The organism is Geodermatophilus marinus, from assembly GCF_003428645.1.
In the GTDB taxonomy this organism is placed as follows: domain Bacteria; phylum Actinomycetota; class Actinomycetes; order Mycobacteriales; family Geodermatophilaceae; genus Geodermatophilus.
Map to the genome: position 1 here is coordinate 1 of NZ_QVQH01000035.1, position 25,866 is coordinate 25,866.

The 25,866-nt window shown below is 73.2% G+C and carries 30 protein-coding genes; 21 read left to right on the plus strand and 9 right to left on the minus strand.

Translation table 11 applies throughout. From position 1 onward, the window contains the following. Positions 1-314 precede the first annotated feature (314 nt). The 17 genes from D0Z06_RS22940 (at position 315) to D0Z06_RS23020 (ending at position 16,643) form a co-directional block, all read left to right on the plus strand. On the plus strand, positions 315-1,529 hold the full coding sequence (locus D0Z06_RS22940; RefSeq protein WP_117379868.1) for an ABC transporter substrate-binding protein: 1,215 nt from the start codon (positions 315-317) through the stop codon (positions 1,527-1,529). Positions 1,530-1,608: 79 nt separating this feature from the next. Then, positions 1,609-2,499: a branched-chain amino acid ABC transporter permease gene (locus D0Z06_RS22945; RefSeq protein ID WP_117379869.1), complete on the plus strand. Its 891-nt coding sequence runs from the start codon at positions 1,609-1,611 to the stop codon at positions 2,497-2,499. Further along, complete coding sequence (locus tag D0Z06_RS22950) at positions 2,496-3,437, plus strand: branched-chain amino acid ABC transporter permease (RefSeq protein ID WP_117379870.1); 942 nt, start codon at positions 2,496-2,498, stop codon at positions 3,435-3,437. The genes D0Z06_RS22945 and D0Z06_RS22950 overlap by 4 nt, the downstream gene beginning before the upstream one ends. After that, positions 3,434-4,240, plus strand: a complete 807-nt coding sequence (locus tag D0Z06_RS22955; RefSeq protein ID WP_199522487.1) for an ABC transporter ATP-binding protein — start codon at positions 3,434-3,436, stop codon at positions 4,238-4,240. Before D0Z06_RS22950 ends, D0Z06_RS22955 begins: the two co-directional genes overlap by 4 nt. Next, positions 4,224-4,940, plus strand: coding sequence for an ABC transporter ATP-binding protein (locus D0Z06_RS22960; protein ID WP_117379871.1), 717 nt, complete (start codon positions 4,224-4,226; stop codon positions 4,938-4,940). Before D0Z06_RS22955 ends, D0Z06_RS22960 begins: the two co-directional genes overlap by 17 nt. Before the next feature lie 82 nt (positions 4,941-5,022). Next, positions 5,023-6,684, plus strand: coding sequence for an AMP-binding protein (locus D0Z06_RS22965; RefSeq protein ID WP_117379872.1), 1,662 nt, complete (start codon positions 5,023-5,025; stop codon positions 6,682-6,684). An 11-nt stretch (positions 6,685-6,695) separates the two neighbouring features. After that, positions 6,696-7,862 carry an acyl-CoA dehydrogenase family protein gene (locus tag D0Z06_RS22970; protein ID WP_117379873.1) on the plus strand — a complete coding sequence of 389 codons (1,167 nt, stop codon included), beginning with the start codon at positions 6,696-6,698 and terminating at the stop codon, positions 7,860-7,862. A gap of 2 nt (positions 7,863-7,864) precedes the next feature. Then, a complete protein-coding gene (locus tag D0Z06_RS22975; RefSeq protein WP_117379874.1) occupies positions 7,865-8,824 on the plus strand; it encodes an HpcH/HpaI aldolase/citrate lyase family protein in 960 nt (319 codons plus the stop codon). 2 nt (positions 8,825-8,826) lie between these two features. Next, positions 8,827-9,357, plus strand: a complete 531-nt coding sequence (locus D0Z06_RS22980; protein WP_117379875.1) for a MaoC family dehydratase — start codon at positions 8,827-8,829, stop codon at positions 9,355-9,357. Next, on the plus strand, positions 9,354-10,826 hold the full coding sequence (locus tag D0Z06_RS22985; protein ID WP_117379876.1) for an aldehyde dehydrogenase family protein: 1,473 nt from the start codon (positions 9,354-9,356) through the stop codon (positions 10,824-10,826). The genes D0Z06_RS22980 and D0Z06_RS22985 overlap by 4 nt, the downstream gene beginning before the upstream one ends. 17 nt (positions 10,827-10,843) lie before the next feature. Next, a complete protein-coding gene (locus D0Z06_RS22990) occupies positions 10,844-12,118 on the plus strand; it encodes a CaiB/BaiF CoA transferase family protein (protein ID WP_117379900.1) in 1,275 nt (424 codons plus the stop codon). Then, a complete protein-coding gene (locus D0Z06_RS22995) occupies positions 12,106-12,888 on the plus strand; it encodes an SDR family NAD(P)-dependent oxidoreductase (RefSeq protein WP_233517909.1) in 783 nt (260 codons plus the stop codon). Before D0Z06_RS22990 ends, D0Z06_RS22995 begins: the two co-directional genes overlap by 13 nt. Further along, positions 12,885-13,718 carry an amidohydrolase family protein gene (locus D0Z06_RS23000; protein WP_117379878.1) on the plus strand — a complete coding sequence of 278 codons (834 nt, stop codon included), beginning with the start codon at positions 12,885-12,887 and terminating at the stop codon, positions 13,716-13,718. The genes D0Z06_RS22995 and D0Z06_RS23000 overlap by 4 nt, the downstream gene beginning before the upstream one ends. Further along, the gene (locus tag D0Z06_RS23005; RefSeq protein WP_199522488.1) at positions 13,711-14,481 is read left to right on the plus strand and encodes an enoyl-CoA hydratase/isomerase family protein; all 771 of its coding nucleotides are present in this window, start codon (positions 13,711-13,713) and stop codon (positions 14,479-14,481) included. Before D0Z06_RS23000 ends, D0Z06_RS23005 begins: the two co-directional genes overlap by 8 nt. 368 nt (positions 14,482-14,849) lie before the next feature. Beyond that, on the plus strand, positions 14,850-15,380 hold the full coding sequence (locus D0Z06_RS23010) for a pyridoxamine 5'-phosphate oxidase family protein (protein WP_117379879.1): 531 nt from the start codon (positions 14,850-14,852) through the stop codon (positions 15,378-15,380). A 31-nt stretch (positions 15,381-15,411) separates the two neighbouring features. Next, on the plus strand, positions 15,412-15,960 hold the full coding sequence (locus tag D0Z06_RS23015; RefSeq protein ID WP_117379880.1) for a cupin domain-containing protein: 549 nt from the start codon (positions 15,412-15,414) through the stop codon (positions 15,958-15,960). A gap of 107 nt (positions 15,961-16,067) precedes the next feature. Beyond that, positions 16,068-16,643: a nuclear transport factor 2 family protein gene (locus tag D0Z06_RS23020; protein ID WP_117379902.1), complete on the plus strand. Its 576-nt coding sequence runs from the start codon at positions 16,068-16,070 to the stop codon at positions 16,641-16,643. Here D0Z06_RS23020 and D0Z06_RS23025 read toward each other — a convergent pair. Further along, complete coding sequence (locus D0Z06_RS23025) at positions 16,631-17,224, minus strand: pyridoxamine 5'-phosphate oxidase family protein (RefSeq protein ID WP_117379881.1); 594 nt, start codon at positions 17,222-17,224, stop codon at positions 16,631-16,633. The genes D0Z06_RS23020 and D0Z06_RS23025 overlap by 13 nt on opposite strands. Positions 17,225-17,320: 96 nt before the next feature. Here D0Z06_RS23025 and D0Z06_RS23030 point away from each other — a divergent pair, with 96 nt between their 5' ends. The 4 genes from D0Z06_RS23030 to D0Z06_RS23045 are packed head-to-tail and all read left to right on the plus strand — an operon-like array spanning position 17,321 to position 20,890. Further along, on the plus strand, positions 17,321-18,856 hold the full coding sequence (locus D0Z06_RS23030; protein WP_117379882.1) for an AMP-binding protein: 1,536 nt from the start codon (positions 17,321-17,323) through the stop codon (positions 18,854-18,856). Continuing rightward, the gene (locus tag D0Z06_RS23035; RefSeq protein ID WP_233517911.1) at positions 18,856-19,608 is read left to right on the plus strand and encodes an enoyl-CoA hydratase/isomerase family protein; all 753 of its coding nucleotides are present in this window, start codon (positions 18,856-18,858) and stop codon (positions 19,606-19,608) included. The genes D0Z06_RS23030 and D0Z06_RS23035 overlap by 1 nt, the downstream gene beginning before the upstream one ends. A gap of 11 nt (positions 19,609-19,619) precedes the next feature. Continuing rightward, positions 19,620-20,036: a nuclear transport factor 2 family protein gene (locus D0Z06_RS23040; RefSeq protein ID WP_158580063.1), complete on the plus strand. Its 417-nt coding sequence runs from the start codon at positions 19,620-19,622 to the stop codon at positions 20,034-20,036. Continuing rightward, a complete protein-coding gene (locus tag D0Z06_RS23045; RefSeq protein ID WP_117379885.1) occupies positions 20,033-20,890 on the plus strand; it encodes a mycofactocin-coupled SDR family oxidoreductase in 858 nt (285 codons plus the stop codon). Before D0Z06_RS23040 ends, D0Z06_RS23045 begins: the two co-directional genes overlap by 4 nt. 39 nt (positions 20,891-20,929) lie before the next feature. On the opposite strand, the gene D0Z06_RS23050 is transcribed toward D0Z06_RS23045, so the two are convergent. The 8 genes from D0Z06_RS23050 to D0Z06_RS23080 are packed head-to-tail and all read right to left on the minus strand — an operon-like array spanning position 20,930 to position 25,847. After that, positions 20,930-21,511, minus strand: a complete 582-nt coding sequence (locus D0Z06_RS23050) for a nuclear transport factor 2 family protein (protein WP_117379886.1) — start codon at positions 21,509-21,511, stop codon at positions 20,930-20,932. Further along, entirely contained in the window at positions 21,511-21,819 is a 309-nt protein-coding gene (locus tag D0Z06_RS23055; RefSeq protein ID WP_117379887.1) for an EthD family reductase, read from the minus strand. The genes D0Z06_RS23050 and D0Z06_RS23055 overlap by 1 nt, the downstream gene beginning before the upstream one ends. A gap of 42 nt (positions 21,820-21,861) precedes the next feature. Beyond that, a complete protein-coding gene (locus D0Z06_RS23060) occupies positions 21,862-22,461 on the minus strand; it encodes a nuclear transport factor 2 family protein (protein WP_199522489.1) in 600 nt (199 codons plus the stop codon). Beyond that, entirely contained in the window at positions 22,458-22,880 is a 423-nt protein-coding gene (locus tag D0Z06_RS25980) for an acyl-CoA thioesterase (protein ID WP_199522490.1), read from the minus strand. Before D0Z06_RS25980 ends, D0Z06_RS23060 begins: the two co-directional genes overlap by 4 nt. Next, positions 22,877-23,332 carry a MaoC family dehydratase gene (locus tag D0Z06_RS25985; protein ID WP_199522491.1) on the minus strand — a complete coding sequence of 152 codons (456 nt, stop codon included), beginning with the start codon at positions 23,330-23,332 and terminating at the stop codon, positions 22,877-22,879. The genes D0Z06_RS25980 and D0Z06_RS25985 overlap by 4 nt, the downstream gene beginning before the upstream one ends. Next, complete coding sequence (locus D0Z06_RS23070) at positions 23,329-23,853, minus strand: hypothetical protein (RefSeq protein ID WP_117379889.1); 525 nt, start codon at positions 23,851-23,853, stop codon at positions 23,329-23,331. The genes D0Z06_RS25985 and D0Z06_RS23070 overlap by 4 nt, the downstream gene beginning before the upstream one ends. Further along, complete coding sequence (locus tag D0Z06_RS23075) at positions 23,854-25,407, minus strand: class I adenylate-forming enzyme family protein (RefSeq protein ID WP_117379890.1); 1,554 nt, start codon at positions 25,405-25,407, stop codon at positions 23,854-23,856. It lies immediately after the preceding gene. A 29-nt stretch (positions 25,408-25,436) separates the two neighbouring features. Next, the gene (locus D0Z06_RS23080; protein ID WP_117379891.1) at positions 25,437-25,847 is read right to left on the minus strand and encodes a nuclear transport factor 2 family protein; all 411 of its coding nucleotides are present in this window, start codon (positions 25,845-25,847) and stop codon (positions 25,437-25,439) included. Positions 25,848-25,866 lie beyond the last annotated feature (19 nt).

Genomic DNA, 25,866 nt, shown 5'->3' on the forward strand with positions numbered 1-25,866 from the left:
AACCCACCCGTCCCGGCCCGGGGCGCCCGCCCGGGACGAAGAACCGACACCGCGCCACCCGCCACGACGTCGGCAAGACCACCAAGCGAGACGCCGAAGACCAACCGGTCAGGGGTTAAACGACAAGCTGAGCCCCCCGCCGGCGGCCCCGGCTCCCCACGGGGGGCCGGGGCCGCCGTGCGTGCGCGGGCCGCGGCGCCGGACCGGCACCCGGTCACGAACGGATTACAGCGCGGGCGGCTCTCGACAGCGCCTGTGACCGCCGCTACGGTCTCTCTAACCCTGCACATCATTACGAGAGTTTGGAGATCGCCATGGGCAAGGCCGTTCGCACCCGCCGGCGGGCCGGGGCCCGTGCGGCCGGGGCGCTCGCACTCGCCGCCGGGCTCGCGGCGTGCAGCTCCCCGGCCGACACCGGCAGCAGCGGTGCCGCCGGGGGCGGGGCGGACGCCTGCGCCGGGCAGGAGCTGCCGGAGTCGGTCCGGATCATGAACATCCGGGCCCTGACCGGCCCCGTCTCCTTCGCCGGGCTCAACGCGCAGAAGGGCATCGACCTCGCGCTGGCGGAGATCGAGGCCGACGGCCTGCTCGAGGGCACCACCATCGAGCTCGACACCCGCGACAGCTCCACCAGCCCCCAGGAGGCGGCCAGCTTCGCCAGCCAGGCGATCGCCGACGACTCCTACGTGGCGATCCTCGGCCCCGAGGCCAGCGCGCAGTCCACGGCGGTCTCGCCGATCGCGCAGAGCTCCGGCATACCGGTCGTGTACGTGCAGTCGGGCAGCGAGGGCGTGCTGACCGGCGACTTCACCTACCGCCTGACCCCGCCGGCCGAGTCCTACTTCGACATCGTCGGCCCCTGGCTCGCCGAGCAGGGCATCGGCACCGCCTCCGTGCTGTTCAACACCGGCAACCCCACCCTGGCCGAGCTGGGGCAGACGACCGTCCCGGCCGTCGCCCAGGAGCAGGGCATCGAGATCCTGAGCAGCGGCGGCGTCGACCTCACCGCCCAGGACTTCACCACGCCGGCCTCGCAGATCGCCGGGGAGAACCCGGACGCCGCCTTCCTCATGCTGCAGGGCCCCCAGTACCCGGTGGCGATCACCCAGCTGCGCCAGGCCGGTTTCCAGGGCGACATCATCGGGATGAGCGCCGCCGGCGCCGGCAACCTCGCACCCGCCGGGCAGACCGCCGCCGGCACGCTGTGGCCGGCCAACTACGCGGCCACCCAGGACGCCGAGAGCACCCAGGAGTTCGTCACCGCCTTCGGCGAGGCCAACGACGGCGAGACGCCCAACAACTACGCCGCCGAGGCCTACGACGCGATGTGGTTCCTGGCCCGCGGCCTGGCCGAGGCCGGGTGCGCCGACCGCGCCGCCCTGCAGCAGGGGCTCGAGGCCGTGGCCGAGGAGGGCTTCGCGGGGGCCCAGGGCGAGATCACCTTCGAGGACAACGACGCGCGGGTGCCCGGCGTCCTCATCCAGTGGGACGGCGCCCAGGAGGTCGTGGTCCCGACCCCGGGCGCCTGACCGCCCCGGCTCGACCGCAGTCCACCGCCGGTGCCGGCGGGCCTCGCCCGCCGGCACCGGCCGCCGGAAAGGACCGGACATGGCCCAGGACGTGCTCAACGCCCTGACGCTGGGATCGCTCTACCTGCTGTTCGCGCTGGGCATGAGCCTGGCCTGGGGCACCATCGGCATCCTCAACTTCGCCCACGGCTCGATCTTCATGTTCGCCGCGTTCACCGCCCACCTGCTGGTGCAGGAGGTGGCCCTGCCGATGGTGGCGCTCATCGCCGTGGGGGTCGCGGCCGGCGCGCTGCTGTCGGTGCTCGTGCAGCTGCTCGTGTTCGAGCCGATCCAGCGCCGGGCGAAGGACAAGCACAAGGCCGAGCTGCAGATCCTGATCGGCGGGATCGGCGTGGCCATCGTGCCGCTGGCGATCGCCCAGTACCTCACCCGCAGCGTGCCGTTCGGCTACTCGGCGGGCAGGTTCCAGGTGAACTCCTACGACCTCGGCTTCGTCCGGGTGTCCAACGTCCAGGTCATCACCCTGGCCGCCGCCTTCGGGCTGGCCGCGCTGATCGGCTGGTGGCTCAAGGCCGCCCGGCCGGGCCTGGCGCTGCGCGGCATCGGCGTCGACGCCGAGGTCGCCTCGATGATGGGGGTCGACCGCCGGCGGCTGGCGCTGCTCACCATGGCGGTCGCCGGCGCGCTGGCCGGCCTGGCCGGCGTGCTGCTCACCTACTACCTCGGGTCGATCGCCCCCGAGACCGGGGACGCGTTCCTGCTCAAGGCCTTCGCGGCCATCATCCTGGGCGGCGTCGGCAGCATCGCCGGGGTCACCATCGGTGCGCTGTTCCTGGCCGGCGTCGAGACGCTGGTCCTGGTCACGACCTCGGGGGCCTGGGCGCCGGCCATCGCCTTCGGCGTCCTCTTCCTCATGCTCCTCGTCCGGCCCAACGGCCTGCTCGGCCGCCAGGAGGTGCGGCGCACATGAGCCAGTGGTTCGTCTCCCACCTGATCCTCATCCAGGGCACCTTCATCAGCCTGCTGCTGGCCCTGTCGATCCAGGTCCCGCTGCGCGCCGGCGTGTTCTCCTTCGCCGGCATCGGCAGCTACGCCCTCGGGGCCTACACCGCCGCCATCCTCACCATCCGGCTGCAGGTGGCGCCCGTCATCGCCATCGGGGCCGGGGTGCTGCTGGCCGCGGTGGTGGGCTACCTGCTGGCCCTGCTCGTGGCCCGGCTCTCGGGTCTCTACCTGGGCATGGCCACGATCGCGTTCGCGCTCTTCCTGGGGGTCGCGGCCACCAACGGCGGCGAGCTCACCGGGGGGCCGACCGGCCTGTTCGGCGCCATCAGCACGCTCACCACCGCGCACGTCATCGCGGTCACGCTGGTCGTGGTGCTGCTGCTGGCGGCCGGCGAGCGCGGGGCCTACGGCCGCCGGGTGGACGCCGTCCGGGAGGACCCCCAGCTGGCGGTCACCCTGGGCATCGACGTCAACCGGGTGCGCCGCCGGGTCTTCGTCGTCAGCGGCGCCCTGGGCGCCACGGCCGGCGGCATGTACACGCTGCTGCGCACGACCGTCTCCCCGGAGACCATCGGCTTCCACCTGGTCGTCACCGCGCTGACGATGATCATCGTCGGCGGCTCGCTGTCCTGGGCCGGGGCCGCCATCGGCGCCCTCATCTTCACCTGGCTGCCCACGGTGCTGCAGTTCGTCGGCGAGTGGCAGCTGCTGGTCTACGGCCTGCTCGTGACCGCCGCGGCCGTGTACGTGCCGGGCGGGATCCTCGGGCTGCTGCAGTCGGGGTGGCGCCGGTACCAGCGCAGCCGCCGGCCGGCGGTGCGCCCGGGCGCGGCCGCGGCCGCGGCCGGGGAGCACGAGGCGCCCCTGGCCACGCTCGGCACCCCGGGGGAGGTGCGCTCGTGACCACCGTGGAGCCGCGCGGCGGCGCGACCGAGGCCGGTGGTCGCGCCGCGGTGCTGCGGACCGAGGACGTGGCCGTGCACTTCGGCGGGATCAAGGCCGTCGACGGCATCGACCTCGCGCTGGAGCAGGGCCGGATCCTGGGCATCCTGGGCCCCAACGGGTCCGGCAAGAGCACCCTGCTGGCCGCGATCACCCGGCTGGTGCCGCTCACCCGCGGGCGCCTGCTGCTGGACGGGGAGGACTACGGCCGGACGCCGCCGTCGCGCCTGGCCCACCGGGGCATCGCGCGGACGTTCCAGACCGTCCGGCTGCTGCCCGAGCTCACCGTCCTCGGCAACATCCAGCTCGGCGCCGACCTGCGGCGCAGCCGGTCCGAGCGGCTGCGCGAGCTGGTCCGGCGGGACGTGCCGGCGGCGGTGCGCGAGGCGGTCGAGCGCACCGGGCTCGGCGACCTGCTCGACCTGTTCCCGGGTGAGCTGTCCTACGGCACCGCCCGGCGGGTGGAGATCGCGCGAGCGCTCGCCTCCCGTCCGCGGGTGCTGATGCTCGACGAGCCCACGGCGGGCATGAACCAGCCGGAGCGGCTCGAGGTGGCCGGCCTGCTGCGCCGGCTGCGCGACGAGGGGCTCACCCAGCTGCTCGTCGAGCACGACGTGCAGATGATGGTCGACACCTGCGACCGCCTGCTCGCCATGAACCAGGGGCTGCCGATCGCCGAGGGCGCCCCGGCGGACGTGGTCCGCGACCCTGCCGTCCAGGAGGCCTACCTGGGGAAGAGGTGGAACCGTGCTGGAGATCGCTGACCTGCACGTCCGGTACGCCACGGCCGAGGCGGTCCGCGGGGTGTCCCTCGGGGCCGAGCCGGGGCGGGTGACCCTGGTGCTGGGGGCCAACGGGGCCGGCAAGACCAGCACCCTGCGGGCGGCGGCCGGCCTGGTGCCGGTGCACGCCGGGCACGTGCGGCTCGAGGGGCGTGACATCACCCGGCGCGCGCCGCACAAGGTGGTCCGCGACGGGATGGTGCTCGTGCCGGAGGGGCGGCGCGTGTTCGCGCCCCTGACGGTGGAGGAGAACCTCGTCCTGGGCGGCTACACGGCCTCCCGCGACCGGTCCCGCCAGGTCCTGGCGCGGGTGTACGAGATGTTCCCGATCCTGCGCGAGCGGCGCGGCGGCCCGGCCGGGCTGCTCTCCGGCGGGGAGCAGCAGATGCTGGCCTTCGGCCGGGCGCTGATGTCCTCGCCCCGGGTGATCCTGCTCGACGAGCCGTCGATGGGGCTCGCGCCGACGATGGTCGAGTCGGTCCTCGGCGCGGTCCGCGACATGGCCGACGCCGGGATCGCCGTCCTCCTGGTCGAGCAGAACGCCGACATGGGCATGGAGGTCGCCGACTCGGTGGTCGCCATGGCCCGCGGCGAGGTCGTCTTCGCCGGTGCGGCCGCGGAGGCGCGCTCCAACGCATCGGTGCTGCGCGCGTTCCTCGGCGAGGCGGCCCTCGTCGGCTGACGGGGTCCGGCCGCACCCTGGCGCCCTAAATCTAATCATGATTAGCTATGGTGGTTCGACGGACGACGACGGCAGGGGAGCGATGCGCACCTACACCGACCTCGTCCCGGTCTTCGGTGACCAGGACGACTGGATGCTCGCCACGGTGCTGCGGCACCAGGCCGCGCACCGCCCGGACGCGGTGTTCCTCGACCTGCCGGAGGAGGGGCTGACCGTCACCTACGCCGAGGCGCTGGCGCAGGCCGAGTCCGTCGCCGACCGGCTGGCCGAGGCCGGCGCGCAGCCGGGGGACCGGGTGCTGGTCATGGCGGCCAACTCCTCCCAGTTCCTCCGCACGTGGCTCGGCACGGGGGTGGGCGGCACCGTGGAGGTGCCGGTCAACACCGCCTACGAGGGGGTCTTCCTCGAGCACCAGCTGACCACCGCGGCGCCGCGGTGGGCCGTGGTCGACGACGTCCAGGCCGCGAAGTTCGTCGCGCTCGGCGAGGCCGCCCGCGTCGTCGAGCGGTTCTGGGTGGTCGACACCGGCAGCCGGGAGCAGGCGCTGGCGACCCTGCGCGACGCCGGCTGGGCGGCCGAGCCGTGGGAGCAGCTCGCGCAGGGCGCCCGGCCGGGCGCGGCGTTCGACACCCCGGCCCCGCACGCGCTGGCGTCGATCTTCTTCACCTCCGGCACGACCGGGCCCTCCAAGGGCGTGGCCATGCCGCACGCGCAGATGTACTTCTTCGGCCAGGAGGTGGTCAGCCTGCAGCGGCTGACCCCCGACGACGTCTACTTCACCTGCACCCCGCTGTTCCACGGCAACGCGCAGTTCATGGCCGCCTACCCCGCGCTCATCGCCGGGGCCCGGCTGGTCTGCCGGCCGCGGTTCTCCGCCAGCCGCTGGGTCGACCAGCTGCGCGAGTCGCGGGTGACCGCCACCAACCTCATCGGCGTCATGATGGACTTCGTCTGGAAGCAGCCGGCCCGGCCGGACGACTCGGACAACGTGCTGCGGACCGTCTTCGCCGCCCCGACGGCCACCTCCATCCTCGAGGGTTTCCGGAGCCGCTTCGGCATCGAGGCGTTCACCGAGGTCTTCGGCCTCACCGAGACCAGCGCCCCCATCCTGTCCCCGTACGGCGAGGACCGGCCGGCCGGGGCCGCCGGGCTCCAGGCCGCCGACTGGTTCGACGTCCGCCTGGTCGACCCGGAGACCGACCGCGAGGTGCCGGTCGGCGAGGTCGGCGAGCTCGTCGTCCGCCCGCGGCACCCCTGGACCTGCTCCATGGGCTACTTCGGCATGCCGGAGAAGACCGCCGAGGCCTGGCGCAACCTGTGGTTCCACACCGGCGACGCGCTGCGCAAGGACGCCGACGGCTGGTTCTACTTCGTCGACCGGTACAAGGACGCGCTGCGCCGCCGCGGGGAGAACATCAGCTCCTACGAGGTCGAGCAGGGGTTGCTGTCGCACCCGGCGGTGCTCGAGGTGGCCGTCGTCGCCGTCGCCGCCGAGTCCGAGGCGGGCGAGGACGAGGTCATGGCCTGCGTCGTCGCCGGCGGGGACGTCACCCCGGCCGAGCTCTGGGCGTGGTGCGAGGGGCGGATCCCCGCCTTCGCCACCCCCCGGTTCATCCGGCTGGTCGACCGGCTGCCCAAGACCCCCTCGGAGAAGGTGCAGAAGGCCGAGCTGCGCGCCGCCGGCATCACCGAGGACACCCACGACCGCCTCGCCGCCGCGGCTGCGCCCGCCGGCGCGCGCTGAGGGAGGACGACATGGACTTCGTCGAGGACCCGGTCCACAAGGAGATCCGCGAGGCCGTCCGGGCCATGTGCAAGGCCTTCCCGGACGAGTACTGGATGGAGCACGACACCTCCCACGAGTTCCCGTGGGCGTTCTACGACGCGGTCAAGGACGCCGGCTGGCTGGGCCTGACCATCCCCGAGGAGTACGGCGGCGGCGGTCTGGGCGTCACCGAGGCGGCGATCGTCGAGCAGGAGATCGCCGCCTCCGGGGCCGGCATGGGCGGCTGCTCGGCCGTGCACATCGGCATCTTCGGCTTCCACCCGATCATCGAGCACGGCTCGGAATCGCTGAAGCGGCGCTTCCTGCCCGACGCGGTCAGCGGCGAGCTGCACGTCTCCTTCGCCGTCACCGAGCCCGACGCCGGCACCGACACGACCAACATCTCCACGTTCGCCCGGAAGGTGGACGGCGGGTACCTGGTCAGCGGCAAGAAGGTGTGGATCACCAAGGCGCAGGAGTCGCAGCGGATGCTGCTGCTGGCCCGCACCAGCCCCCGCGACCCCCAGGGCCGGAAGACCGCCGGCATGACGCTTTTCTTCGCCCCGATCGACCGGGAGAAGGTGCAGATCCGGCCGATCCCGAAGATGGGGCGCAACGCCGTCGACACCAACGAGCTGTTCATCGACGACCTGTTCGTCGCCGACGAGGACGTCGTCGGCGAGGTCGACCACGGGTTCCGGACCATCCTCGGCGGGCTCAACGCCGAGCGGGTCATCAGCGCCAACGCCGCGCTGGGCATCGGCCGCGCGGCGCTGCGCCGGGGGACCGCCTACGCCACGCAGCGCGAGGTCTTCGGCCGGCCGATCGGGCAGAACCAGGGCATCGCCTTCCAGCTCGCCGACGCCGCGATCCGGCTCGACGCCGCCGAGGTCATGGTGCAGAAGGCCGCCTGGCTGGTCGACCAGGGCCTGCCCTGCGGGCGCGAGGCCAACGCGGCGAAGTTCCTCTGCGCCGAGGCCGGCTTCCACGCCGCCGACGTCGCCCTGCAGGTGCACGGCGGGTTCGGCTACGGCAAGGAGTTCCACGTCGAGCGGTACTTCCGCGAGGCCCGGCTGATGCGGATCGCGCCGATCAGCCAGGAGATGGTGCTCAACTACACCGCCGAGCACGTGCTCGGCCTGCCGCGGAGCTACTGACCGTGGTCCCCTACCGGTCGATCCTGTTCGTCCCCGGCCACAAGCCGCAGTGGGTCGACAAGGCCCTCGCCGCCGGCGCCGACTGCGTCGTGCTGGACCTCGAGGACTCGGTGCCCGCCGACCTCAAGGCCGCCGCCCGGCAGACGGTCGCCGACTCGATCCGGGCGGTCCGGCAGCGGGACACGCGGGTGGGGTTGTTCGTGCGGGTCAACCCGCTGGACACCCGGCTCACCGGCGGGGACCTCGAGGCGGTCGTCGTCCCCGGCCTGACCGGCGTCTTCGCCCCCAAGATCAGCACGGCGACCGACGTGCTGCGCTACGACGCCCTGCTCGACCACTTCGAGGAGCGGGCAGGCGTCCGGGGCCTGGAGTACATCGTCCCGGTCGAGATGATCGGCGCGATCCAGCACGCCCGGGAGATCGCCCTGGCCTCCCCGCGGGTCGGCGCCATGATCGGCCCGACCGCGGAGCACGCCGACATCGCCCGCGCGGTCGGCTACCGGTGGACGCCCGAGGGCGAGGAGACGCTCTACCTGCGCAGCCGCATCCTGCTGGCCTGCCGGGAGGCCGGGATCCACCCGCTCACCGGGCTGTGGGAGCGGCTCGAGGACCTCGCCGGCCTCAAGGCGTTCGCCGAGAAGGGCCGCCAGCTCGGCTTCCGGGGGATGATCGCCATCCACCCCTCGCACGTGGCCACGGTCAACGAGGCCTTCACGCCCTCGCCCGACGAGGTCGACTTCCACCAGGGCCTGGTCGACGCCTACGAGGCCGCGGCCTCCGCCGGGCACGGCGCGGTGCGCTACCGCGGCGTGCACATCGACAAGGCCCACGCCGACACCGCCCGCGAGTGGCTGGCGCACGCCCGGGCCCTGCCCGGCGCCGCGCCGGCGCCGCGGGACACCGCCCGGCGGCCCGCGGAGCGGGACGCGCTCGGCATCGACGCACCCGAGGGGGGGCACTGACCATGCGCGGGCTGTACTTCGAGGAGTTCGAGGTCGGCCGGGTGTACCGGCACCCGTTCACCCGGACCGTCACCGAGTCCGACAACGTGCTGTTCACGTCGCTGACGATGAACACCCAGCCGCTGCACCTGGACCACGAGTTCGCCAAGGGCACCGTCCACGGGCGGCCGCTGTTCAACAGCCTGTTCACCCTCGCCCTGGTCGGCGGCTTCCACGTGCTGGAGCTGACCTTCGGGACGACGCTGGGCAACCTCGGCTACGACTCGGTGAAGTTCCCGAACCCGGTCTTCCACGGCGACACCCTGCGCGGCGAGACGACGATCCTGGACAAGCGGGAGAGCAGGAGCCGCACCGACAGCGGGATCGTGTGGTTCGAGCACCGCGGGTACAACCAGCGCGACGAGCTGGTCATGGTGTGCACCCGCGTCGGCCTCATGGCCAAGAGCCCCGAGCACGGGGGCAGCAACCCGGAGATCGGCGGCAGCGCGCCCGCCGTCGCCGGCGGCACCGCACCCTCCGAGGAGCACGCATGACCAGTACCGAGACCGACCTGCGGACCTGGGTCCCGGCCACCCGCGAGCTGCTGGTCGACGGCCGGCTGGTCGCCGGCGAGGGGCCGGTCATCGAGGCGGTCAACCCGGCCACCGAGCAGGTCACGGCCACCGTCCCGACCGCCACGACCGCCCAGGTGGACGCCGCCGTCGCGGCCGCCCGCCGGGCGTTCCCCGCCTGGGCGGAGGCGAGCCCCGAGGAGCGCAGCGCGGCGATCCACCGGCTGGCCGACGTCTTCGAGCGGCACACCGAGCGGCTGACGGCCTCGATCGTCAACGAGGTCGGCACGCCGGTCGCCTTCGCCGAGGTCATGCAGGTCAAGCTCGGGATCACCCACCTGCGCTGGCAGGCCGAGGCGGCGAAGGTCGACCGCACCGTGCAGCTGGGGGAGTGGCACGACCCGGTGCTCACCCGCTCGGAGGTCGCCTACCGGCCGGCCGGGGTGGTGGCCTGCATCACCGGCTACAACTACCCGATCAACCTCGCCGTCTTCAAGTTCGGCGCGGCGCTGGCGGCCGGCTGCACCGCGGTGCTGCTGCCGAGCCCGCGGACCCCGCTGACCACCCTGTGGATGGGCGAGCTGTTCGAGGAGGCCGGCATCCCGCCCGGCGTCCTCAACGTGGTCATCGGCGACGGCCCGTCGGTCGGCCAGCACCTGACCACCCACCCCGGGGTCGACCGGGTGTCGTTCACCGGCTCCGACGCCGTCGGCGCGCGGATCATGGAGCAGGCCGCCCGGGGGCTGAAGGGCGTGACCCTGGAGCTGGGCGGCAAGTCGCCGAACATCCTGCTGCCCGGGGTGGACGCGGCCGGCCTGGCCAAGGACATCCACCTGCGGTGGGCGCGCAACGGCGGGCAGGGCTGCGCGGCGCTGGCCCGGATGCTGGTGCACGAGAGCCTGGTCGACGAGTTCCTCGCCGCCTCGGTCGAGGCGTTCACCGCCCTGGAGGTCGGCGACCCGTGGGACCGCTCGGTGAACATCGGGCCGATGATCCGCGAGGACCACCGGCAGCGGGTGCAGTCGTTCATCGACGGCGGCCTGGCCGACGGCGGGGAGATCGTGCTGTCGCTGGACACCCCGGTGCCCGACCGCGGGTACTTCGTCAACCCGGTCGTCTTCGCCGGCCTGCCGCACGACAACCGGCTGGTGCAGCAGGAGGTGTTCGGCCCGGTCGGCGTCGTCGTGCCGTTCGCCACCGAGGAGGAGGCGGTCCGGCTGGCCAACGACACCGCCTACGGGCTGGCGGCCAACGTGTACACGCCCGACGTCGAGCACGGCCGTGCGCTGGCCGCGCGGTTGCGCTCCGGGACGGTGTGGGTCAACGGCGGCGGCAACATGCGCCCGGACGCCCCCTTCGGCGGCTTCGGGCTGTCGGGCGTCGGGCGGGAGATCGGCGAGTGGGGCATCCGGGAGTACCTCGAGGTGCAGCACGTGCAGTGGCGGCCGTGACGGGGCAGGGGGAATCCATGAGTGGCACGACGCAGGGCACCCCACCGCTGGCGGGGGTGACCGTCCTGGAGCTCGGCACGATGTACGCGGCGCCGACCGCCGGGCGGATGCTGCGCGACTTCGGCGCACGCGTGATCAAGGTGGAGGACCCGCGCACCGGCGACTACGCCCGGCAGTGGACGCCGCAGCACGAGGGGCTGTCCCTCGGCTTCGCCCGGCTCAACTCCGGCAAGGAGTCCATCGGCATCGACCTGCGCCGCCCGGAGGGCCGGGACCTGGTGCGCCGGCTGGCCGCGCGGGTCGACGTGGTCGTCGAGTCCTTCCGGCCCGGCCGGCTCGAGGAGTGGGGCCTGGGCTACGACGTCCTCTCCGCCGAGAACCCCGGCCTGGTGCTCACCCGGGTGTCCGGGTTCGGCCAGACCGGCCCCTACCGGGAGCGCCCGGGGTTCGGCACGGTCGCCGAGACCGCCAGCGGCTACGCCTTCGTCAACGGCTGGCCGGAGACCCCGCCGACCTCGCCGCCGTTCGGGTTCGCCGACTCCATCGCCGGGCTCTCGGCGGCCTTCGGGACGACCACCGCCCTGTTCCACCGCACCCGCAGCGGCCGCGGCGACGTCGTGGACGTGGCGCTCTACGAGCCGCTGATGTTCATCCTCGGCGACATGATCTTGAACTACACGGCCACCGGGTTCGTCCAGGAGCGGGTGGGCAACGGCTCGGGCTCGGCGTCCCCGCGGGGCATCTACCAGGCCGGGGACGGGCAGTGGCTGGCGATCGCGGCGTCGAACCAGACGATCGCGATGCGGCTGTTCGAGGCGATGGGGCGCCCGGAGTTCCAGACCGATCCCAAGTTCGCCACCAACGTCGCGCGGATGACGCACAACGAGGAGCTCCAGGCGCACGTCACCGCGTGGGTGGCCCAGCGGCCGCGGGACGTCGTGCTCGCCGACCTGGAGGCGCACGAGGTGGTCGCCGCCCCGGTCAACGACGCCAAGGACATCGTCGAGGACCCCCACTTCCGCGAGCGCACCCTGGTGGAGCTGGCCGGCACCGCGCTCGGCAAGGTCCTGGTTCCCGGGCCGGTGCTGCACATGGGCGGCTACGACGGGCCGGTGTACGACGGCGTCCCGGCGGTCGGCGAGCACACCGGCGCGGTCCTGTCGGACCTGCTGCAGCTGTCGCCGGACGAGTTCGGCGCGCTCGACGGCGTCGTCTCCGCCACGACCCCGGACGGCACGCCCCCGGACGCCGCGCGGCCCGCCAGGACGCTGAGCTCGGCGTGGGCGGAGTGACCGGGCCGGCGGGCCGGCCCGGTCCGGCCGTCGACCTGACCGGCAAGGTCGCCCTGGTCACCGGTGGCAGCCGCGGGCTGGGCCGCGAGATGGTGCTCGGCCTGGCCTCCGCCGGCGCCGACGTGGTCATCGCCAGCCGCGACCTGGACAGCTGCGAGAAGGCCGCGGCCGAGGTGCGCGAGACGACCGGGCGGCGGGCGCTGCCGGTCGCGGCGCACGTCGGCCGCTGGGATGCGCTCGACGACCTGGTCGAGGCCGCCTACGGCGAGTTCGGCCGGGTCGACGTCCTGGTCAACAACGCCGGGATGAGCCCGCGCTACGACACCGTGGCCGACGTGAGCGAGCTGCTCTTCGACAAGGTGCTCGGCGTCAACCTCAAGGGGCCCTTCCGGCTCGCCGCGCTGGTCGGCACCCGGATGGCCGCCGGCGAGGGCGGGTCGATCATCAACGTCTCCAGCACCGGCGCGGTGCGGCCGCGGGCCGACATCGTCCCCTACGCCGCGGCGAAGGCCGGGCTCAACGCGGTCACCGTCGGGCTGGCGCACGCCTTCGGCCCGACCGTCCGGGTGAACGCGATCATGTGCGGCACCTTCCTCACCGACGTCTCGGCGGCCTGGGACATGGACGCGTTCGCGCAGCGGGCGGCGACCTTCGCCCTCGGCCGCGGCGGGCGGCCGTCGGAGATCGTCGGCACCGCCCTGTACCTGGCCGGCGACTGGTCCTCGTTCACCACGGGATCGGTCCTCACCGTCGACGGAGGACAGCCGTGATCATCGACGTGCACTGCCACGCGTGGCCCGACGCCATCGCCGAGCGGGCGCTGGGGCCGCGGGTGCCCCAGCTGCCGCGGGTCGGCGACGGCAAGATCTCCACCCTGCCGGGCGTGCTGGCCGACTCCGGCGTCGACCGCGGCGTGCTGCTCGGCATCGCCGACACCGCCAAGTACGTCGACGGGACCAACCGCTTCGTGGCCCGCTCCCGCGGTGGCCCGCTGCTCGGCTTCGGCACGATCCACCCCGACCTCCCGGTCGAGGAGAACCTCGCCTCGCTGCGCCGCAACGGCATCCCCGGGGTGAAGCTGCACTCGCTGTTCCAGGGGTTCGCCTACGACGACCGGCGGGTCTGGGACATCCTGGAGGCGTTCGGCTCGGAGATCGCCGTCATCGCGCACGTGGGCGCCGGCGGGGACCGGGAGAGCAACGAGCGGGCCACGCCCGGGATGATCCGCGACATCGTCCGGCAGTTCCCGGACCTGCGCCTGGTGGCCTGCCACTTCGGCGGCTACCACAGGCTCGAGGAGGCCGAGGCCGACCTGCTCGGCGAGAACGTGTACCTGGAGACGTCCTGGCCGCCGACCATGGCCGAGCTCGCCCCCGAGCGGGTGCGGGAGATCATCGGCCGGCACGGCGCCGACCGGATCGTGTTCGGCTCGGACTGGCCGATGGCCGACCCGGCCCGGGAGATCGCCGCCGTCCGGGCGCTGGGCTACGACGACGAGACCACGGCCGGCATCCTCGGCGGCAACTTCGCCCGGCTCATGGGCATCGCCGAGGGCGAGCCGGCGCCCGGCCCGCTGGTCGAGGAGGCGCCCCGTGGCTGACGGCGTGCTGGTCGACCAGCGGGGCGACGCCACCTGGATCACCCTGAACCGGCCCGACCGGCGCAACGCCTACGACCCGGAGATGGCCGAGGCGGTGGTCGAGGCCCTCGACGGCAGCACCCGCAGCCGCGCCGTCGTCATCACCGGGGTGCCGGGCTCGTTCTGCGCCGGGGGGGCGCTGACCAACCTCTCGGCGCCCGACGTGACGAGCCTGCGCGGGCTCTACCGGGCCTCGCTGCGGCTGTTCGACGCCATCCGCAACCACCCCCGGCCGGTGATCGCCGCGGTCAACGGCCCGGCCGCCGGCGGGGGCAACGAGCTCGTGGTGGCCTGCGACCTGGCGGTCGCCGGCGAGTCGGCCACGTTCGGGCAGACCGGCCCGCGGGTGGGCAGCGCCCCGGTCACCGGCGCGACCAACGTGCTCGGCGTCCAGATCGGCGAGAAGCGGGCCAAGGAGATGGCCTTCCTCTGCCGGCGCTACACCGCGGCCCAGGCGCTCGAGCTGGGGCTGGTCAACGCCGTCGTCCCCGACGACGAGCTGGTCGGCGCGGTGGACGCGCTGGTCGAGGAGCTGTCGGTGCTCTCCCCGCGGTACCTGGAGATCGCCAAGGTCAGCTCGAACGTCTGGTGGAACGCCGCCCGCGACTCGTTCACGAACGGGCTGGGCATGCTCGTGCAGGCGATCGGCAGCCCGGACATGGCCGAGGGCGCCCAGGCGTTCCTGGAGAAGCGCCGCCCGCGGTTCCCCCCGCCCGACGCCTGAGCCTCCTCTCCGCCGCGATCCCCGCGCCGCGATCCCCGCTCCGCGATCATGAAGTACGGGAAGCGACACACGGGGACCGGCCCGCGTGTCGCTTCCCGGAGTTCGTGATCGTCGGGGGACCTCGGCACATCAGGGCTGGCCCCGACCGTGAGTCCGCGGATCGAGTTCTGCGCATCCCCCTTGCTTCGTGACTCAAGTCACGACTAGGGTCGAACCCTGACAATGATGCGGTCCTTATCGATGCGCCCGTCGACGTCGGTGAACCGCGGGGGCGCCGGCTGGCGTCCCGAGACCTGAGGGATGCCGCTCGCCGCCAGGGATGCGGCGCCCCTGCGACCGCCGAGTCGCCGTCCGAGATAGGGAGCGTCGTGCCCGAAGAATTCGACAGCTACAGGGACCTGCACGACTACGCCCTCGATGAAGAAGACGAGAAGTGGCTGCTGCGCGAGCAGAAGGAATGCACGTTCATCTGGTCCAACAAGCAGGGTGAACCGGTGGGCGTGATCATGATGTACCTGGCCGATCGAGGGAAGATCTGGCTGATGGTCACGGAGGACCGGGTGCGGGTCGCGGCGGTGCGGCGGGACCCCCGGACGTGCATCGTCATCTCGAGTGCGGGACTGCCTGGCGGTACTGGCAAGACCGTCACGTACAAGGGCACCACGCGAGTTCTTCCGCACGACGCCCCGGAAGCGGCCGGATGGTTCTTCCGCGACTACGCCGCGAAGATGAACGGGGAGGGGAATGAGGAGCGGATCGAGTTCTTCCGCACCGTGCTCGACATCCCTGAGCGGGTCGTGCTGGAGTTCACCCCCGGGAAGAAGATCACGTACGACGGCGACAAGATGGCCGCCTTGACGCCCGGAGCCTCCGGCAAGTTCGACGACATGTACAAGTGACCGTCCGGCCACCGCAGAAAGGCGTGGAAACGTGACCGAGAAGAAGTCGGATTTCCGTGTCCGCCGCGTGGTCCACGGCACCGGGACGGATGGCCGGTCCACCGTCCTGGCTGATCGTGACGCACCCCTGCGCCTCGAGACCCCGGCATTCACCATCGTGGACATCTGGCGTTTCGACGGCCTGCCGACCCGGATCTCCGCTGACGACGGGCTGCCCGACCAGATCGAGTTGACCCCGCCGTCCGGCTCGGCGGTGTTCCGCATGTGCTCGATCGCGCCGGACGAGGAGTGGGCGGGGCGGTCCTATGACGAGTCGCTCGCGGCCATCGGACACGAGGCGGCCGAGGGCAACGGCGAAGAGACTCCTCCCTCGGAGGACGGCAGTCATGCCACCGACACCGTGGACGTGGTCGTGGTCCTCTCCGGCGAGGTCTACTGCGTCACCGACACGCACGAGACGCTCCTGAAGCAGGGGGACGTCGTCGTGCAGACCGGGAACGCCCACTCGTGGAGCAATCGCAGTGACGAGGTGTGCAAGGTCGCCTTCGTCATGGCGACGGGCACCAGGGACGCCGGCTGAGGTGACGTGCACCGTGTCGGTCAGGGCCGCGTCCGGGAGTCGGTCGGACCGGGGGAGCGACGCGGCCGTGTGCGGTGCACGGGCTCGCTGCGGAAGGGATCGGGACCATGGACATCGTCGGTCAGACCAGCGTCCCGGAGCTGTCGGCTGACAGTGGCCGGATCGCCCGGCAGGTGGGCGTGCTGGCCGCCCGCGCCGCCATCACGGACCTCAACGCGTTGTACATGATGGCCGTCGACGACCACGACATCGAGGGCGTCCTGGCGTGCTTCGCGCCCGACGGCAGCTTCACTCGCCTGGGTGGCACGGTCTCCGGTCACGCAGCCCTCCGTGACTTCTACGTCGGCATGATGGACCGCTACGTGACCACGTTGCACGTCCCGAACTCCCACGTGGTGCGCGTCGGGGACGAGAACTCGGCCACGGGAGTCGTCACCGGCCACGCGGAGCTCTCCCTGGCAGGGACGCTCATGATGGCCGCGTTCCGCTATCCGGACCGCTACCGCAGGGTCGATTCGCAGTGGGTGTTCCAGGACCGCTCGCTGCGGTTCATGTACGTGACGCCCTTCTCCGAGATGGCGTCGACGTTCACCGGGCCCGCGCGCATCCGCTGGCCGGAGGCGCCGCCGGTCGAGGCCGACATCCCGGAGCAGTTGCCGACCTGGCGCAGCTACCGCTCCTGAGTGTGCCTTCCCGCTTCCGGAGGCAGGTCCCTGTCGGCTCGACCTGAGACCCGGTTCGCCGGGCTGCTGCGGGCTGGGCCGCCGCGGCCGTCGCCGGCGATCTTGCGGCTGTCGTGGCTCTTCTGCCGGCCGGTCGGGGTCACCTCGAGCACGGCCCGCCGCGGGCTGTCGAGCAGCCGGACGAAGGCGGCCGGGTCGTCGGCGGCCATGCGCTGCGCGAACGCCGGGTAGAACCAGTCCTTGGTCGCGCGGTCCTCGTGCACGGTGACCGCGCCCTGCACGGCGACCATCCGCCGGCCGGGCAGCCCGGTGCCGCGGTTGTCGACGACGAGGGTCAGCCGCGGGTCGGCCCGCAGGGACTCCAGGTGGTCCCGGCCGGCGACCGCGGTCAGCCAGAACCGGCCGTCGCGGCGCAGGAAGCTCATCACCACCGCGGCCGGCCAGCCCTCCCGGGAGGTGTAGGCCACCGTGCACTCGGTCTGCACGGCCAGCAGCTCGTCCTGGTCGGCGGCGCCGAGGAACGTCCCCCGCAGGTCCTCGATGTCCCTCGTCCCGACCCGGGGGCGCTCGGCACCGGTCATCGGTCCTTCTCCCCTCAAAACCCTTGTTATCCTTCGCAGGTTCTGGCTGGATGATGGCACGGGTCGCACACCCGGGTCACCCCCTGCGGAGGTCGCATGTCCGGCACACCCTCGATCGGTGCCTGGCTCGCCCGGGCGGCCGGCCGGGCGGCCGCGGACGCCGGCGCGCTGGTCCACGGCGAGCGGGTCACCTGGGCCGACCTCGACCACCGCGCCGACCGCGCGGCCGCCGGCTTCGTCGCCCTCGGGTTGCGACCGGGCGACCCGGTGTGCGTGCTCGTGCGCAGCAGTGTCGCCACCCTGGCGGTGTGGTTCGGCCTGGCCCGCGCCGGGCTGGTGGAGGTGCCGCTGAACCCGGCCAGCGGCCCGACCCTGCTGCGCTACCTGCTCGAGCACAGCGGCGCCGGTGTCGTGGTCTGCGACGCGGAGTTCGAGGCGGCGGTGCGCGCCTGCGCCGGGGACGGCGTCCGGGTGGTCGTGTACGGCCGGCCGGCCGGCGGGGACGGGCTCGACCTGGCCGACGTCCTCGCCGCCGACCCCGTCCCGCTGCCCGAGGTCGACCCCGCCGCGCCGGCCGTCGTCCTCTACACCTCCGGCACGACCGGCCCGCCCAAGGGCGCGGTGCTCTCCCACCGGGCCAACGTCAACCTCGCCCGGCACACGGTCGGGCTGATGGGCTACACCGCGGCCGACCGGCTCTACAGCGTCTTCCCGCTGTTCCACTCCAACGCCCGCTACTGCAGCGTGATGACCGCCGCGGAGGCCGGCGCGGACCTGGTGCTCGACCGCACCTTCTCGGCCAGCCGGTTCTGGGACACCTGCCGGGCCCACGGCATCACCGCGTTCAACTACCAGGGCGCGATGATGAGCATCCTGCACAAGCAGCCACCCCGGCCGGACGACGCCGACAACCCGGTGCGGGTGGCGTTCGGGGCGCCCTGCCCGCCGGAGGTCTTCGAGGCCTTCGAGCGCCGCTTCGGCGTCCGGCTGACCGAGATCTACGGCAGCACCGAGGTCTCCATCGTCACCGACATGCCGCCCACGGCCCGCCGCGTCGGCACCGCCGGCCGCGAGTCGGCCAACTACACCGTCGCCGTGGTCGACGAGCGCGACGAACCGCTGCCGCCCGGGACGCCCGGCGAGATCGTGGTGCGGCCGAAGAAGCCGGGCTGGATGTTCGACGGCTACGCCGGCAACGCCGAGGCCACCGCGACCGCATGGCGGGAGCTGTGGTTCCACACCGGCGACCGCGGCGTGCTCGACGCCGACGGGTTCCTCACCTTCCTCGACCGGATGAAGGACACCATCCGCCGGCGCGGCGAGAACGTCTCCTCCTGGGAGGTCGAGCGGGTCGTCGCGGAGCACCCGTCGGTCGCGCAGGTCGCCGCCTACGGGCTGCCCTCGGAGCTGTCGGAGGAGGAGGTGGCCGTCGCCGTGGTGCCCGCCGAGGGCGCCGCGGTCGACCCGGTGGAGCTCGTCGCGCACTGCCGCCGCGGGCTCACCCCGTTCGCCGTCCCCCGCTACGTGCGCGTGCTCGACGCGCTGCCGCTGACGCCGAGCCAGCGGGTGGAGAAGTACAAGCTGCGCGCGGACGGCGTCCCGCCCGGCACGTGGGACCGGGAGGCCCCGTGATGCAGCGGTTCACCCGCACCGACCCGGAGCCGGGCGTCGCCGTCCTGACGATGAGCCGGCCCGAGAAGCTCAACGCGATGGACCAGGTCTGGTTCCGCGAGCTGCTCGAGGTGATGGGCACGATCGGGGTGGACGACGGCGTCCGCGCGGTCGTCCTCACCGGTTCCGGCCGGGCCTTCTCCGCCGGCGGCGACATCGACATGTTCGCCGGCCTGGACGGCGACGTGACCCGGGTCCGCCCGCACCTCAAGCTGGTCTACGACGCCTTCCACGCCGTCGAGCGGTGCGCCGTGCCGGTCGTCGCCGCGGTCAACGGCATCGCCTTCGGCGGCGGGGCCGAGCTGGCCCTGGCCTGCGACGTGGTGCTGGCCGCCGAGTCGGCCCGCTTCGCGTTCAAGGAGCCCACCGTCGGCCTGATGCCGGGCTACGGCATCGTGCGGGGGCCCGACGTCCTCGGCCGGCACTGGACCCGCTACCTGGCCCTCACCGGGCGCGACGTGGACGCCGGCCGCGCCGAGCGGGCCGGGCTGGTCCAGGAGGTGCACCCCGACGACGACCTGCTGCCCGCGGCGGTCGGCCTGGCCGCCGAGATGGCCGCCCACCCGCCGCTGGCCGTCCAGGTCGGCAAGGCGTTCGTCAACCGCAACGCCGAGGGCGGCTTCAACGAGTCGGTCGAGGCCATCGCCCTGCTGTTCGACACCCCCGAGCACCGCGCCGCGGTCAGCGCCTTCCGCGCCGCGCGCGGCCGATGAGAGGAGCACCCGTGAGCTCACCCGACGAGCGCGCCGTCGTCGAGGCCTACCTCGACGCCGTGGGGCGCCTGGACCTGCCCGCCATCGAGGCGACGTTCGCCGAGGACGTCGAACTGGTGCTGCCCTACGCGCCCCCGGGCTTCCCGAAGGTGTCCCGCGGGCGCACCGAGGCGATGAAGGTCTACCCCGAGGGCGTCATGGAGCCGATGCGCTTCGCCGACTACCGGATCGACGCGCTGGAGGGCCGGCCGGGGGAGTGGGTCGCCGAGTACACCAGCGACACCGTGGTGATCCCGACCGGCCGGCCGTACCGGAACACCTACATCTCGCGGTTCACCGTCCGCGACGGCCGGATCACCCGGCTGGCCGAGTTCTTCGATCCCGTCGTCCTCGTCACCGCCCTCGGCGGCGAGGTGAGCATGCCGTGAGCCGGCTGGCCGGGAAGGTCGCCCTGGTCACCGGGGCCGCCCGCGGGCAGGGCCGCGCGCACGCCGTCACCCTGGCGCGGGAGGGCGCCGACGTCGTCGCCGTCGACATCGACGCGCAGGTCGCCACCGTCCCGTACGACACCGCGCGCGAGGACGACCTGCGGGAGACCGCCGCCGCGGTCGAGGCGCTCGACCGCCGGATCCTCGCCCGCACCGCGGACGTGCGGTCGTCGGCGGCACTGGCCGAGGTCGTCGCGGAGGGCCTGGACGCCTTCGGGCAGATCGACGTGCTGGTGGCCAACGCCGGCGTCTTCTCCCAGGCGCCGTTCTGGGAGATGGACGAGCAGACCTGGGACGACGTCCTCGACGTGAACCTCAAGGGCGTCTGGCGTTGCATGAAGGCCGTCGCCCCGCACATGGTCGGGCGGCGCAGCGGCTCCATCGTGCTCACCTCGTCGGTCAACGGGTTCCGCGGCAACCCCGGGGCTGCGCACTACGCGGCCAGCAAGCACGGCGTGCTCGGGCTGATGCGGAGCGCCGCGCTGGAACTGGGCCCGCACCGGGTGCGGGTGAACGCGGTCTGCCCCGGGCTGGTCGACACGCCCATGGTCAACTGGCCGGGCCTCTACGACCGGATGGCCGGCCGGCCGGGCGGGACGCGGGCGGACTTCGAGGCCGCCGCCCTGCACTACGGGATCCTCGGCGGCCAGGGCGGCCTCCCGCCGGAGACGGTCGCCGACGCCGCCGCGTGGCTGGCCTCCGACGGGGCCTGGGCGGTGACCGGCCAGGCGATCGCCGTCGACGCCGGCCACCTGGCGCTGCCGGGCTTCAACCCGGCACCCCTCGCGCCGTGACGGGCGCGGCCCTGACGCCGGCCCGGGGGCGCCGGTCCCTCAGGCCCCCGCCCACGGGCCGAGCTGGGCGGGCCGGGGCGCCGCGCCCGGGAAGCGCAGGGCGAGCTGGTCGGTGACCGCGGTCGGGTAGTCGGCGGCGGGCACGGCGTAGAGGAAGCGCAGCCGCCGGGAGCGGAACCGCCACCGCCCCTCCTCCCGCCGGTAGGCGTCGGAGTACCGGAAGGCCAGCACCATCGCGGTGCCGTCGATCGCCTGCTCGGCGTGCATCGACACCGTGCCGGTCGCCTCCCCCGGCGCTCCCCGGTCGAGGACGTGGGCGTGCGGCGAGTGCGCCGTGGGCCCGGACGCCGCCAGCCGGCGGGCCAGGTAGTCGACGACGGCGTCGCGCCCCTCCACCCGCTCGGCGATGCCGGCGAACACGGCGTCCGCGGTGAACAGCCCGCGCAGCGTCCCCCAGTCGCGGTCGTCGACGGCGAGGGCGTACCGGGCGACCAGCTCGTGCAGGGCGAGGGCGTCCTCCACCCGGGTCAGGCGGGCGGCCGGGCCCGGGCGGAGGCCCCGGCCGGGGGCGGTCGTGGGGCGGCGCGGGCCGCGCCCCCGGCCGCCCCCGGCGAGGTGCATCAGACGACCGTCTCGGCCTCGTACGCGACCATCGAGGCCCCGGCCTGGGCGAAGTTGGCCATGTCCGCCTGGGCTTCCGCGCCCTGGGGGGAGCCGAGGTCGGCCAGCGCGTCGTCCTTCGACGGCCACTCCATGACCGCGGTCACGAAGTACTCCGGCCGCGAGCCGTCGAGGGTCTCGCAGGGGCCCCAGGTGTAGGAGCTGACCCGCTCCAGCCGCTTGCCCAGCGGCGCGTGGGTGCCCCGGTAGTGCTCCAGGAAGGCCTGCGGGTCCTCCGGGTGGTGGTAGTTGACGACGATCCGGTACACGCTGCTCTCCTCTTCCCGCGGGGCCTCGGTGCCCCGGCGTCCTCAGGCCCGGTAGGTCTCCCAGGTGGGGGCGCTCTCCGGGTAGTCGGCGGGCTCCGGGGCGGTGCGCGGCCAGCGCATCCGCTCCACCGAGCCGAAGCTGGTGGCCAGCTCGTCGGCCGGCACGGCGTACATGAACGTGATCGACCGCTTCGCGAACAGCCACCGGCCGTCGACGCGGCGGTAGTCGTCCTCGTACCGGAAGGAGGCGAGCACCAGCGTGGACCGGGTGGCCAGCTCCGCGTGCCCGTGCGACCAGCCCGACGCCGTCCCGTCCCCGTGCAGCTGCACCACGCCCGGGTGCGGGGTGTGCAGCATGGTCCGGTAGGTGTCGAAGCTGGCCACGTAGGCCGCGCGGATCTCCGCGCGCCCGGTGGCCGCCACGCCGCGGCGCTCGAAGACGCCGTCGGCGGTGTACATCGCCACCACGCTGTCGACGTCGTGGTCGTCGACCGCCCGCGCGTAGAGGACGCCGAGGTCGGCGATCGCCTGCCGGTCGGCCTGCGCCCGCACCGCCCGGGCCAGCGCGCCGAGGTCGCCCTCCGGCAGCCCGGCGACCGTGGTGAGGTCGGCGGTCACCGCCGGGAGGTCGAGCCGGCTCACGCCGGCACCCCCGCCGGGGCGGGCAGGGTGCGCAGCACCTCGAGCAGCCGCTCGGGGATGGCCGCCTTGCCGCCCTCCGGGGTCCGGCAGACGAAGGTCATCGACCCGTGGGTCACGACCTCCCCGTCCCGGGTGAAGTCGAAGCCCAGCGTGTAGGACGACGTCCCCACCCGGTCGAGGGTGATCTCCACGGTGAGCTCGTCGAAGACCCGCACCATCCGCTTGTAGGTGCAGTCGGAGTGCACGCCGACGGTGAGCACGCCGAGCGAGTCGACCAGCTCACCGCTGCGCAACCCGTGGGAGTACAGCCACAGGGTCTGCGCGCGCTCCATCCACGGGTAGTAGATGGCGAAGTAGGCGATGCCGACGGTGTCGCAGTCGCCGTAGGCCAGCTGGAACCGCAGCGGTTCGTACGTCACGGCAGCACCACCGTCGCGCTCCCCGAGATGACCGGCGCCGGCCCGTCGCCCTCGCCGTCGCCCTCGCCCTCGCCCTCGCCGACGACCTCCACCACGAGGTCGCAGTCGGCCAGCCGGGCACCGCTCTCCTCTCGGACGGCGGTGACCGTGCCCCGCACCCGGAGGTGCTGGCCGGCCAGGACCGTGCCGAGGAAGCGCACCCGCAGCCGGCGCAGCCGGTCGGCCCCGCCGGCCCACGCGGTGACCGCGTTCATGGCGTAGCCCATGGTGAGGGGGCCCTGGTTGACCGGCCGGTCGCCCATGCCGAGGGCCTGCAGCGTCGCGACGTCCCAGTGGATCGGCGTGGGGTCGGCCAGCAGCGCGGCCATCGTCTTCATCTTCTCGGCGCTGACCGAGGGGACGTCGTAGGCGGGCAGCCCGGTGCCGACCGCCACGGTCGCGGCCGCGGTCATGCATCCCTCCGCGGGAAGACGATGGAGTTCCAGCAGGTGGCCACGTGGCTCCCGTCCTCGATCTCGTGCCGGTCCGTCTCGTGCAGGTCCGTCTCGTGCAGGTCCGTCTCGTGCAGGTCCGTCTCGTGCAGGTCCATGGCGTAGCCGACGACGTCGAAGGCGCCGGTGCGCCGGCCGACCTTGCGCTCGCCGGAGACGATGCCGCCGCTGACCCGGTAGGTGGCGCCGACCCGGAGCGGCCGGTGCAGCGTGGTCTCGTGCTCGCCGAACACCGGCCCGTCGGCGGCGGTGGCGCCGAACCAGCCGAACAGCTCGTCCCAGGTGATGCCCATGGCGCCGGTGGCCGCCATCCAGGCGAACAGCGGGTGGGCGACCTGCTCGCCGGCCCCCGGCAGCACCGACGGGGGCTCGGCGAGCACGGTGTCGGCCAGCAGCCAGGCCCGCCACGGGTGGACGGTGTAGGTGCCGCCGGGGAACCGGCGGCCCACCTGCGCCTGCAGCTCCGCCTCCCCGAAGGGCACTCAGACCCCCCGGTCGCGGTCGGCCCAGTAGGGCTGGCGCAGCTCCCGCTTGAGGATCTTGCCGGTCGGCGCCTTGGGCAGCTGGCCGACGAAGTCCACCGAGCGCGGCTTCTGGTAGCCGGCCAGGTGCTTCCTGGCCTCGTCGATGATGTCCTGCTCGGTGGCCGCCTGCCCCGGCTTGAGGACGACGACGGCCTTGACCGACTCGCCCCACTCGTCGTCCGGGACGCCGAAGACGGCGCACTCCAGCACGGCCGGGTGCTGGTTGATCGCCTCCTCGACCTGCACGGAGTAGATGTTCTCCCCGCCGGAGATGATCATGTCCTTGGCGCGGTCGACGATGAAGACGTAGCGGTCCTCGTCCCACGTGGCCATGTCGCCGGTCCACATCCAGCCGTCGCGGATGGTCTGCGCGGTGAGCTCCGGCTGGTTGAGGTAGCCGATCATGTTCTGCTCGCCGCGGACGATGATCTGCCCGGCGGTGCGCCCGTCGCGGGGCACGTCGCGGCCGAGCTCGTCGACGACGCGGATCTGGGCGGTGAAGCCCTCCCGGCCGCAGGAGCGCAGCCGCTCGGGGTGGTCGCCGTTCACCGCGCGGACGTGGTCCTCCTGCGACAGGAAGGTCATGCCGGCGCCCTCGGTCTGCCCGTAGCCCTGGATCATCGTGCAGGGGAAGTTGTCCATCGCCGCGCGGACGACCGAGGAGGGCATCGGGCCGCCGCCGTACTGGAAGTTGCGCAGGCTGGAGAGGTCGTAGTCCGCGAAGCCCGGCACGGCCATCATCCAGTTGATCATCGTGGTGATGCCGAGGAACGCCGAGACCTTCTCCTCCTGGATGATCTCCAGGGCCTGCTGCGCCTCGAAGTTGACCAGCACGAGCGGGCAGCCGTGCCGGTTGTAGTTCATCGCCAGCACGGTGGGGATGTGGTACATCTGCCCGGTCAGCATGTAGACGTCGGTGGGCACGATCCGCTCGGCCACGGTCTGGGCCAGCATCATCGCCCCCGCGCTGCGGTGGGTGTGCACGGCGCCCTTGCTCTTCCCGGTGGTCCCGCCGGTGTAGAGGATGAAGAACGGGTCGTCGTCGAGCACCGAGGAGACCCAGATCGGCTCCTCGTCGCCGGCGGACTCGACCATCCGGGTGAAGCTGCCGTCGCTCTTGTCGCCGAACTGCAGCCAGTTCGGGACGTCGACGTCGCGCTGCAGCTGCTCGACCGCCTCCGACCACTCGTCGGCGCTGATCACCGCCTTCGGCGCGGCGTCGCGGACGATGGTGGCCAGCTCCTCGCCGGCCAGCCGCCAGTTGAGCGGTTGGAGCACCAGGCCGGCGCGGCCGGCGGCGTAGTACAGCGCCATGTACTCGGCGCAGTTGCGGGAGAGGACGGCGAACCGGTCGCCCTTCTCCAGGCCCAGCCCGCGCAGGCCGTTGGCCGCCCGTCGCACCAGCTGGTCGAACTCCGCGTAGGTCATCCGGCGGCTGTGGGGGACGTCGACGATCGCCTCGGCGCGCGGGGTCAGCGCGGCCCACTTGGCCGGGATCAGGCCCTGGTTCACGGCGGCTCTCCTTCCGGGGGCGGGCGCGGTCAGTACGGGAGGTCGAGCTCGATGTGCCGCTTGGTGAACCGCCACGCGCCGTCGCCCTCGCGGACCAGCTCGTCCTCGTAGCGCGCGGTGGAGAGCAGGGTCGCCGTGCCGTCCTGGACGGAGATGAGCGTGAGGTAGGAGCTGACCACGGCGCTGTCCTCGGTCTCCTTGCGCAGGACGACGTTCGTGGTGACGTGCCGGCGCTGGTCGGTCTGGCCGGCCAGGCTGTCGGTCATCAGCTTCATGACCGCCTCCTTGCCCTCGAACGGGCCGATGAGGTCGCCGCCGGCGATCCGCATGCTCAGCACCGCCCCGTCGGCGAAGGTGTCGGCCATCTCCGTCATGTCGTTCTCGTCGTAGGCGATGGAGTACCGGTTGAGCACGTTCTCGATGGCACCGCGAGCGGACATGTGGCGACCTCCTCGATCG